The following is a 10,810-nucleotide window of genomic DNA, read 5'->3' on the forward strand; positions in this document are numbered from 1 at the left end:
AGGATTAAGTGAAAAAAGCTTGTTGTAAAAGGATGGAAAAATTCAGATGTTGTTATCGCTATTAGCAAGGTTGGAATATCAGCTCCTTACAAATAAAATAGGGAACGAAAGGAGGGGGCAATTTGAGTTTATGGGATAAGTTGATTATCGCTGGGGTTTGCTTGGCAATAGTTCTTGGCGTGTTACTTTTGGTAAATGTCGTTGTCGCCCTTCGGCGTACAAAAGACATTAAGGAAATCGCTAAAAAGAGATTCAAAAAGGAGTCGACACAAAAAAAACAGCAACTTTTAATATTGCATGAAAAGCGTAAGAGAGAGAAAAATGTGTTGATCTCTATATTTCTGTTTGTTTTTACCTTGCTTTCATTAGGAGGAGCATGGTATGCATATTTTTGGCAATCAACCAATTTAACACAGGCAGATGTTAATGCGTTTGTAAATGGATATTATTATGTAGACGATTTGCAAACTGCTCTAAAATCGCTCAAAGAAAGTGGAGATGAGAAAAAGTATCAAAACGAGATTCACGTCTTGAGCAATCGCTTGACGAATTACGGGATAATAAAAGCTGATACGAGTCTTAGTGTCGAAGGTCAGCAGCTTTTAAATCATTACTATGCACAGTTAAAGGAACTTGGTGTTAGTATGAGTAATCAATTGGCAGTCTACCTAAATGACGGTGAAGTACAAAAGGATGTAGAACGCCATGTTGAGCGTATCAAAGGTCAAGAGAAAAAAATTATTCAGACCTATAAAATTAATGAGCAGGCATTGAATACAAAAAAATAAAGAGCAGAATGAATGTTGAGGACACGGGAGATTCAGATAATATTTCTTTATTCTCTAATTCTAGGATTCTGAAATGACGAGCTATAATTTCGGTAATTGTTTGATTTTGAGAGTGTGAAAAGGAATATTTTCTGAGCCTCCTGTATATGTACTCAATTAGCTAAATAAGTTCTTTGCATATATAAGGTTGTTTTTTTGGGAGCTTTATGTCATTAAAAAAAATCTGTATTATTTAGTTAATTGAGTATATATAAAGGATGACGCTAAAAACTTTGCTAAATACCTGATGTGTTAGTTTATAAGAAATGGACGACTAGCTTTTTTAGGGAAGTGTGAACTTTTAAACGTTTTGGGGAAAAGATATGGAAAAATGGACAACTGAGGAAAAAAGACTATATCTAAAAAGGCTGAAGAAAAAACAGTTAATGTTGCAATTAAAAAAAGAAAGAGCAAAAAAAGAAAGAAGAAAAAAAATTCAACGAGATGTTTTGCTTGCATTTGTTGTTGCTCTTTTTTTCTTTTTCATTTGTCTCTTTATTCTTTATCGACCGACTGTTAGTAGTGGTTATTCTATGTTGCCAACAGTAAATGATGGTGAGTTAATTTTAGCCAATCGTTTCAGTAATATTCGTCGATATAATCTTGTTCTCATTCGAGAGCAACAGAAAAATCAGCTATCTATTAGGCGTGTAATTGGTTTGCCTAATGAGAAACTGGAATATCGTAAAGATGTGCTTTATATAAATGGTCAAGAGCATATGGAAAAATATATAGCCAGCGAGATACAAAAATCAAAAGAAAGCGACACTCAGTATACGGAGGATTTTTCAATTGAAAATCTAACAGGAAAAGACACGATACCAGCGGGGAAATATTTTGTGCTAGGAGATAATCGCAGTTTTGCAGTAGATAGTCGCTCATATGGTTTTGTTGATAAGAAAGATATTCTAGGCGTTTGTCAGATTGATTTATCCAGAATTTGCTGGATAGAATAGTTTTGTCTTATACTGATTTAACTCAAAAATATAATGAAATCAACGTTTTTTAGAGTTGAATTAATATTTGTGTAGATGAATATAGGAGAAAGAGTTGAAATGGAAAGTTTTTGCACACGTATAAAATTATTATATTTGCGACTTGGTCGTGTGAATAGGTTGAAATTGAGCATGAGCATGAGTATAGTTGTTCTTGCTTTCGTTGTTGGAATGTTTTTCCTAAATATTCAATTATTCAGAGTAGAGGGAAATTCCATGTTTCCTACTTTGAAAAATAACTCCGTTTGTTTTGTGAAAAAGACGAAAGAAATCGAGAAATATGATATAGTTGCATTTCGGCGAGAGAAAAAGGTGCTTTGCAAGCGTGCGGTAGCGACATCAGGTATGTATATACGAGTAAAAGATACACGTGTAAGTTTTGCACAAGAACCATTTGACACGGTGTTTGAAGTCCCAAATGCAGTAGAGCTAAATGTTACAACGACTAATCAAGTAGCAAGGGAGTTGTCCGTATTGCAAAGAGTGCCAAGCGGTTATCTATTTGTTTTAGGGGATAATTTCTCCTCATCTCATGACTCAAGAGAATTTGGCTTAGTCAGCATGGAAGATGTTATAGGGAAGGTGATAGTCAGGTAAAATAATTTAGCTTTATTTAATAGAATTTGTTTTCATAAAAAAATTCTAAGCTAGACGAAGAAAGGGAAAAAATAGTCTGGCTTTTTTTATTTGGCTACTATGTTAAATTTTAAAAATTTCATTAAAGTAATAAAAAAATAGCAGATGTAAGCGTTCAATGCTGTGATTCGACTTGAAATACTTGCATTTTTTGCAGATTGTATGATAATAGAAGATAGCGAGACTGTAAACAATAGATTGAAGATAATTTAGAGGTGTAAACTATGTTTGGAAAAAATAATAAAAATTCGTTAGAAGATGTACGTTCAATGCTAAAAGAAAGTTATGAGAGTGAAATCAAAAATCTTGAGTCAGAAATAGATGAGCTTGATGAGACGCTTGCTAAAAAGAACAAGCAAATTCAAGAACTACTTGGGCTTGAGGAACAAAATGCTACTTTGAAAAAAGAGGTGGAAGATACGAAGGCTCTTTTGGCGAAGAAAGAAACAGAATTAGGAGACGGTTCGCTTAGTGTGTTTGACTCAGCTGACGATGGGAAGGTAGAAGAACTTCAAAATGAAATTAACAGCTTGAAAACTCGCCTTGACTTGGCAACTCAAGAACTTGCGAGTAAAGAGAATGCTGGCGAAGTAGATACTTCTGCTCTCCAAAAATTAACTGAAGAAAACGTACAATTAAAAGAGTTAATTGCTAAATATTCCGCAGAAAATGCTAAGGAAATCGGAAATAGTGCAGTAGAGGAGACGTTGAAAGCTGAAAATGACGTTTTAAAAGAAGAAATGTCAAATTACCGCAAATCTATTGCAGATTTACGTGTGCAGTTGTTAGGTTTACAAGAAGAAAATGTAAATTTGAAAACTTCAACGGATACAACTGATTTGCAGAAAACAGTGAACGAAATGAGTCAAGAACGCCAAAACTTGATGAAAAACGAGCAAGTGAGCAAGGAATTGCTGGCGAATGCACAAGAAAAAATTAAAGAATTAGAGCAACAATTGGCGGATGCTAATATGGAATTATTGTCTGCCAAGCAAGCAAGTAATAGTTCTAAAGAAGATATAGCAGATGTTCTAATCTATGCTAAAATACAAGCAGAAAAAATAGTTGAAGATGCACAAGTTGAGAGTGAACGTATTCAAAGAGAGGCAAGAGAAAAAGTCAAATCTTTGAAAGACCAAGGCAGTGAATTTTATCAGCAAATACATGATTTCAATAAAAACAATGTAGCAATGCTGACATATCTGGAAACAGAAGCGAAAAAATTAGCCGAATAAAAAATGAAGCTAGGACGGTGGAAGATGAGTAGAGAATTTCAAGTAGAGTATCAGACAATGTATGGGAAAAGAGCGAAGGAGAAAACGATTTTTAAGGTTTCGAAGTCCTTGTTTGACCATATTCTTTCTCATGCTAAGGAACAATATGAATTGAGATATCTCTATCCATTTCCTACCCAGACCATTCAGATTTTTTTGGAGAAAAGATTTGCCCAAAATACGATTGCACCTTCGTTTTTGATGGTAACGGTCGAAAAAAAGGTAAAGGAAATTGATGATGAAGGCTATATAAAAATATTTGTAGAGGAATTTCCAGAGTTTATTTTGAGAAGTGTAAATGTACTTGAGGAGGAAAGCAAAACTCGCTATACGTTTGAATTTCTTCCTGTTTCAATAAACGAGGAAAGTCCAATCGTACGAACAGGATTTCTCGCTTTTACTCCGCAGTTGACCCCGCAGGCTTGTGTTTTTCGATTGCAACAGAAACTAGAGCGAGCGTACCAAAAGCGTATAGTAGATGAGGGAAGAGTGAATGCTTTTGAAAAGTTTTCCATTCAGCAAGCAAATGTTTCTTTTGGGCAGTTGCCGGAAAAAATGGAAACGGCTGTTTCTGAACAAAAAAGTGAAGAAATGTTACAGTTACTAGAATTGCGTACGGAAAACCATCTTTTATTGATTGAAAACAAAAAATATCACAATCTTTTTTCTGTGGATGAAAAAAACTCTGATAAAGGAAAATGGAAAGTGTTATCTGCTCAAGAATATGATGATTTAAGCGAGAGAGTTCGATTTGTTAGCAAATTGTGGGAAATACATACGCAGCTTTTACGCTTATTGTCAAGCAATACAGAACGCAAAGCGACAAATGCTAAGCGAGAAAAAATGCTCACAATTCAGCATTCTTTATCACAGCTGAGAATGGAGAAAATAATAGAGGAGGGTGAGCGACTAGCTGCTCGCAAGCTATTTAAGAAATTTTTATTTGTTCGTACTGGAAAAGTAAAGATTTTACAAGAGGATTATGCTAGGTTATTGGAAATCTCTTCTTTCTCGCATTTTTTAGAGGAAGAAAATACACGTATAAAAGAACTAGCAAATGCTCCAAGTGGTGTAATTGAGGAAATATAGAGGTGTTGAAAGAATGAGAAAAGGGATAACGAAGATACTACTTATCATGATGCTTTCATTTGTAAGTAATTTCTATATTTCAGACGTATCCTCAGCAGCAACTGAGGATACCGTTGTGTTAAAGATGGTTGATAATAAAAATCCGAAAGCATGGAAAATATCAGCAGAAATTGTAAGAGATGGTAAAAATATTCCAGCTAATAATACAACAGAGCAAGTGAAAATTGTTGTAGGAAGAATGGATAATTACATTACAAAGGGAAAGATTGAAATTGCAACAGACCAAGATGGAATCGCCTATCTTGATTTAGAGCAACTTTACAAAGAGGACAAGACTGCACCAAAGGAATCTTATGTTGTTTTGTTGCCACTTTCTATTAACAATAAATTGTTAAATGGCAATAGCGAGAATTTGGAAGAGAAGATGACAGAGGAGTGTTTTAAACAGCTGAAAACTCAAACAACGAGTTCGACAAGTAGCAGTGCAGGTGTGACGACTTCCACAACAATTAGCAAGGAAAAGGAAAGTGGAGAGACGAGTGTTTCTTCTTCGCAAAAAAAGGAGAATGAAAGTTCATCTACGACGAGTTCATCCGAGGCAAAAGATACGACTAGTACAAGTTCTACTAGCCAAGCGGCAACTACTACTCAGTCAAGTGAGAAAACTACTTCAGTAGCTCCTAAAGCTAAGAGAAATTTTCTTCCGTATATTCTTTTGATTTTAATCGCTTTGCTTACAGTAGGTGGTGTTGCCTTATTCTTCTGGGTGAAACGGCGACGTGAGCAAGAGCAACTAGAGTTAATTGAATTGTTCTATAAAGAAGAAGTAAGACGCATGAGAGAACGTAGAGAAAAGAGAAGAAAAAGGCGAAAAAAGGTGCCTAGAAACACTTAAAAACCCAAGAATAATGCTAAAAGTAAAAAAACGCTTGCGTAATTCCTTAAAGAATTGTAATATTAAGGAGTATATAGGTTTTATTGAATGTGGTTCTCTTTATAAAGCGATAAGATAGACAAAAAGTTTTATAAGTTTCCATATAACAGAGAGAAAAACGAGAAAGGTATGGTTTAGTATGGTAGCCAAAGATAACTCATTAGATAGCTTGAAAGAAATGCTATCTTCTACTTATGAAAGTGAAATCAAGAATTTAGAGTCAGAGATTGATGAATTGGACAAAACGATTGAAAAGCAAGAACAGCAGATCGAAAATTTGACTCAGTTTGAAAAGAAGAATCAAACGCTAGAGGCAGAAATTAAAAAACTAAATGATTTATTGGTTGCAAAAGAACAAGAAATTCAAGAACAACCAAATGTTAGTGATGTACTTGCTCCTTATCAAGAGAAGATTTTAGCGTTAGAGCAAAAACTAGAACAGTCAAATCAAGAATTAGCGAAAGTAACAGAACAAGCTACACAAGCTGCTCAACAAGCACAAAGCAATGAAAACAATAGTGTTGCATATCAAAAATTAACAGATGAAAACACTCGTTTGAAACAAGAGCAAACTAAAAGTGCTGAGCTTGTAAATGAATTGAAAAAACAACTGGCACATAGCCAAGAAGAACATACAGATATGGTTTCAAGAAATGAGTATTTAAGATTGAAATCTGATTTTGTTGACTTGAACGAGAAGTATCAAGAAGCTCAAGGGAAAAATGAATCGAACTTTAGAGAAGATTTCTCAGAAGTATTGGTGGGATATGAAACGCAATTGATGGAATTGCAAAACAAACTTGATGAGACCAATAAAACGAGTGCGGAATTACAAGCAGAGAACAACCGCTTGAAACGTGAGATGGAAGAAGCAAAAGACAATCTTCACTCTATGTCAGCAGAAGATATTGCAGATGTCTTGATTAGTGCGAAAATCCAAGCGAAGAAAATTGTTAATCGTGCAGAACAAGAGGCAGATCACATCGTCGCTGATGCACGTGAACGCTTGAGTTTCTTAAAAGGCGAGGGGGATTCATATTATACTCAACTAGAAGAACTAGCACGACAAAACGAAGATTTTATCAAACGCTTGAGAGAAAAAGCAGAAGGAATCAAACGTTAAAAAGGTTGATGGGGTTTGGAGTTTCTTTGAGATTTCAGACCCTTGTTTTTCGTTAGGCGTTCAGTGGCTAAAGTATGTGGGAATAATTTTCTTTGAGAACAAGGCTACTGACTGTAATTTTTTTAGGAATTAAGGTGGATTTGTATGAAACCGATATTGAAACAAGTAAAAATCATCTTTTTTTTCTGCTTTCTTTTTTTTATACTAGACTCGTCTATTTGTCATGCCGCAGATAATGTTGCAGGTGATGTACATGATTTGGTAAACGTGAAAGTGACCAATCAAAAAGATCCTAAGCGTTGGGAGTTCTCAGTAGAAATTATTCGTGATGGGAATGCAATACCAGCAGATGATGGGATGAATCAAGTGAAAATTGTCGTTGCACGCATGGATAATTCTGTTACGAGAGCTAGTACGGAAGTTATGACGAATAAAGAGGGTAAAGCCTATGTAGATGCTTCAAAAATCTATCAAGAGGACAAAAAAGCTCCAGTTGATTCTGCAATTGTGTTACTCCCTGTCTCCATTAATGGACAGGCATTAGATGGTAAAGCAGAGAATACAGAAATTCCAATTAGCAAAGAGGTTTATGCTAATATAAAAGGAAATTCTGGTACGAATCAAAACAGTACTTCTGCCGAAACGAAAAAAAGTAGCGAAAAGGATACGAAAACTCAGAGCAAAAAGGAAGAGAGTAAATCCTCTAGTTCTTCAACTACTTCAAAAACAAGTACGACTAAAAAGGCAAGTGAAGCAAGTAAGGCAAAAAGCTCTTCAAGTAAGGAAGAATCGAGCGAATCTACTTCTCCAAAAGAGGAGCAAATCAAAGCGGATAGTGTTAGAAAAAATGTAAATAGTAAAAATAACAATGGACTATTTTTTCTTATTCCACTCCTTGTATGTGTTATTGCAATTGGTTTAGGCATTGCACGCTGGTTGCAGTTGAAAATTAAGCGAAAAAATGAAGAAATTGCTATGATGGAAGCATTTTATCAAGAGGTTTCGCATAACTTGATTGAGCGAAGAAAAAGACGCAGGGCTAAAAGAGACAAACGTAGAAGGAAAAAAGGTTTCTCTAGTTTGAATACGTGAATTATGGAGACAAGGCTAAAGGTGTCGAGTCACCGAGCAGTCACTAGTATAATGGAAAGTGAGTAGCCATAAAACGCTACTCACTTTTTATTTGTCTAAGTTACCAATAAAATTGTAATGAATTTCAATTTTTAAGATTCGGTTTCGTTTTGTGCCTTCAGGCTTATGGATAATAATCTTGTCAATTAATTCATTTACAATTTTTACAGATAACTCAGTGATATTGGTATATTTCTGGATTCTTTGCATAAATCTTGAAATATCCATACTTTGGCTTTCTTGCGTGGAAAGTTCTTGTTTTACTGCAGATATAGAATCTTTGAGCTTGGATTGTTCTTGTTCGTAATTCTGACTCATCTTCATAAATCGTTCATCGCTAAGTTTTCCAGTAATATTGTCTTCGTAAAGTCGCTGAATAATTTGGTCAATCTCTTCGAAGCGCCGTTCGTCATTAAGTAACTTTTGTCGGTGCTTATTTGTTTGCTTACTAGATTCAATTTTGAATTTGTGTTCTAATTTCTTCAAAAATTCACCTTCTTCAAAGTTAATCTGTTTTATGAGTGAATTTAGTTCTAGTAACACCAATTCTTCCAAGTCAGCTTTACGGATATAATGAGGGTTATCGCAACGATCAATTGTAGAGGCATATTTAGAACACTTATAGTGGTCTAAATTTGTACCATTTTTCTCAAAGGCGCAGTAATAATGCTTGCATCCACAGGTTCCACAAAAAACAAGTCCTGCAAATAAATTTTCATGCCCAGCTTTAAACCTTGGACTACTTGTCACACGCTTGTGCTGACGCATCTTCTGTACGATATCGAAAGTATCTTGGTCGATGATTGCCTCATGTGTATTCTCGAAAATTAACCAGTCTTCCTTTGGCTGCCAAATGATTTTCTTATCTTTATAGGATTTTGTTCGAGTTTTCCCGTTGATAGTATGCCCAAGATATTCCATTTTAGATAGAATTCGTGCGATTGTCCCTCTATGCCAACCATAAGGCGAATAGCTTCTTGTTATTGGAGATTTTCCAAACGAAAGGATTTTGCGTGAAGGGGTCTCTATTTTATCTTTTTCTAAATCTTTGGCAATTCTTGTCAAATTTTTACCACTTTTAGCTTCATTAAAAATTCGTCTGACAATATCTGAAGCAATCGGATCAGTAATCCAATTCTTAGAATTTTCAGGATCTTTCATGTAACCATAAATAGGAATACTTACCATTTGCTCACCAGCCTTAGCTTTCGCTTGCTTAACCGCTCGAATTTTCTTGCTTGTATCACGACTGTACCAGTCATTAAACAAACTTTTAAGTGGTAGTAAATTAGCATCGTTATCTGTTTGGTGGTCGCTGTCTATGTTGTCACTGACCGCAATAAACCTGACATTATTATCTGGAAAAGTGATCTCTGTCAATCTACCCGCATCCAAATAGTTTCTAGCTAAACGGCTTAAATCCTTAACTAAAAAGTTCTTAACTTTACCCATCTCAACAAGTTCGATCGCTTTCGAGATTGCTGGGCGGTATTGGATGGTCGTTCCACTAATACCGTCGTCAATAAAGTAAATCGGATTAGAAAGTCGCTTTTTAGCTATCTCTTCACTCAAGATTTTCTTTTGATTAATAATCGAGTTACTATCCCCAGTATTGCCATCATCTTGAGATAACCGGCAATAAACAACTGTTATATCGTTCAACTGTTCTAAATCCACCTCTGTGTATTCTTTAATTGTCAAAGTGCTGTTATTCATATAAGTGTCCTCCTAATTGTTATTAATTTTAGATTTCACCTATAACCCACTGACAGTATAGCGTGCTTTGGGTAAAAAGTGGAGTCTTGATTTTATCTATTCTTCTTGTAAAAAATTTTATTGTAGTGCTGTGATATAATTGATTAAATAAATTAATCAGAGATGAGGCTATGACCGTGATTAGAAAAATAATTAATATAAACGAAAAGCAACTAGAAGAATTATTAAATATCTGGCTATATAGTAATCTTGAAGCTCATTCTTTTATACCGGATAAATATTGGTATCAGAATTTATTATTTGTAAAAGAAGCGTTAGTCAGCGCAGAGATTTATTCGTATATAGATAAGGATAAAATTATAGGATTTATAGGTTTATCAAATAATTATATTGCTGGTCTATTTGTGAATAAAGATTACAGGGGACGTGGCATTTGAAATTTGCCTAAAACCTGAAATTTCGATAGTTTTAATCTTCATATTATTCTCCAATTGTTCATCAATATTTGTTTTATTATATTATAACACGTTATGTCGTAAATACTAAAGAATACCTGAGTATGATCTATCCATAAAACCTATGAAAGTGTCGGTTTTATGGTATAATAGCACCAATAGTCATTTTACTATTTAATAGCATTCTGTAATTTAAAGTAAAAGACAAAATATTTATCAAGAGGAAGTGTCAAGATGTTACGAGATAATCAACAATTTAATGAGTCAATCAAATCAAATTCTGCGTTTTTGGACGAATTACGCCAAAAAATGCCAGAATTTTTTACTGCCCTAAACATTTTTTCTAAAACATTATAACACAGGGCTTCATTCCTTATTTTTTTGTCAAATTTCTCACACTTTTTAGTAGTACGTTTTGAGTACGTGTGTTATAATAGAGATAAGGAGGCGATTTTTATGAGGCTTAAAGTGACAAAATCAAAGAATTCTGACCATTTTTCTATTATTAAATCTGTCCGAGTTAATGGAAAGAGCACCTCAAAAGTTGTTGAAAACCTTGGAAATCTCGAAACGGTTATCCAAAAAGCAAATGGAGAAGACCCTTATATTTGGGCAAAAGAACGTGCTAAA

General features: G+C 34.5%; 11 protein-coding genes and 1 pseudogene. 11 read left to right on the top strand and 1 reads right to left on the bottom strand.

What is annotated here, in order from left to right:
• The first annotated feature begins 122 nt into the window (after window positions 1-122).
• From B5D30_RS03870 to B5D30_RS03905, 8 genes are all read left to right on the top strand, one after another.
• A complete protein-coding gene (locus B5D30_RS03870) occupies window positions 123-788 on the top strand; it encodes a hypothetical protein (RefSeq protein ID WP_078806731.1) in 666 nt (221 codons plus the stop codon).
• A 362-nt stretch (window positions 789-1,150) separates the two neighbouring features.
• Window positions 1,151-1,783, top strand: coding sequence for a signal peptidase I (gene lepB / locus B5D30_RS03875; protein ID WP_078806732.1), 633 nt, complete (start codon window positions 1,151-1,153; stop codon window positions 1,781-1,783).
• Window positions 1,784-1,882: 99 nt separating this feature from the next.
• Window positions 1,883-2,419 carry a signal peptidase I gene (lepB, locus tag B5D30_RS03880; RefSeq protein ID WP_159443194.1) on the top strand — a complete coding sequence of 179 codons (537 nt, stop codon included), beginning with the start codon at window positions 1,883-1,885 and terminating at the stop codon, window positions 2,417-2,419.
• A 263-nt stretch (window positions 2,420-2,682) separates the two neighbouring features.
• The gene (locus B5D30_RS03885) at window positions 2,683-3,693 is read left to right on the top strand and encodes a coiled-coil domain-containing protein (RefSeq protein WP_078806734.1); all 1,011 of its coding nucleotides are present in this window, start codon (window positions 2,683-2,685) and stop codon (window positions 3,691-3,693) included.
• 24 nt (window positions 3,694-3,717) lie between these two features.
• On the top strand, window positions 3,718-4,821 hold the full coding sequence (locus tag B5D30_RS03890; protein WP_078806735.1) for a hypothetical protein: 1,104 nt from the start codon (window positions 3,718-3,720) through the stop codon (window positions 4,819-4,821).
• Between the two features lie 13 nt (window positions 4,822-4,834).
• A complete protein-coding gene (locus B5D30_RS03895) occupies window positions 4,835-5,716 on the top strand; it encodes a DUF4366 domain-containing protein (protein WP_078806736.1) in 882 nt (293 codons plus the stop codon).
• 178 nt (window positions 5,717-5,894) lie between these two features.
• Window positions 5,895-6,878 (top strand): coiled-coil domain-containing protein, encoded by a 984-nt coding sequence (locus B5D30_RS03900; protein WP_078806737.1) that lies wholly within the window; start codon window positions 5,895-5,897, stop codon window positions 6,876-6,878.
• 144 nt (window positions 6,879-7,022) lie between these two features.
• Window positions 7,023-7,970 (top strand): hypothetical protein, encoded by a 948-nt coding sequence (locus B5D30_RS03905; protein ID WP_078806738.1) that lies wholly within the window; start codon window positions 7,023-7,025, stop codon window positions 7,968-7,970.
• Between the two features lie 87 nt (window positions 7,971-8,057).
• Here the strand turns inward: B5D30_RS03905 and B5D30_RS03910 are convergent, their stop codons facing one another.
• Window positions 8,058-9,725 (bottom strand): recombinase family protein, encoded by a 1,668-nt coding sequence (locus tag B5D30_RS03910; RefSeq protein ID WP_078806739.1) that lies wholly within the window; start codon window positions 9,723-9,725, stop codon window positions 8,058-8,060.
• Window positions 9,726-9,895: 170 nt separating this feature from the next.
• On the opposite strand from B5D30_RS03910, the gene B5D30_RS03915 reads away from it, so the two are divergent.
• From B5D30_RS03915 to B5D30_RS14480, 3 genes and pseudogenes are all read left to right on the top strand, one after another.
• Window positions 9,896-10,162, top strand: coding sequence for a GNAT family N-acetyltransferase (locus tag B5D30_RS03915; protein WP_078806740.1), 267 nt, complete (start codon window positions 9,896-9,898; stop codon window positions 10,160-10,162).
• A 252-nt stretch (window positions 10,163-10,414) separates the two neighbouring features.
• Window positions 10,415-10,537: a hypothetical protein gene (locus B5D30_RS14250; protein ID WP_268802095.1), complete on the top strand. Its 123-nt coding sequence runs from the start codon at window positions 10,415-10,417 to the stop codon at window positions 10,535-10,537.
• Between the two features lie 99 nt (window positions 10,538-10,636).
• Window positions 10,637-10,810: pseudogene (locus B5D30_RS14480) on the top strand (IS1634 family transposase); the annotation flags it as partial.

Source organism: Pilibacter termitis (assembly GCF_900167335.1).
GTDB classification, from domain to species: Bacteria; Bacillota; Bacilli; order Lactobacillales; family Streptococcaceae; genus Pilibacter; species Pilibacter termitis.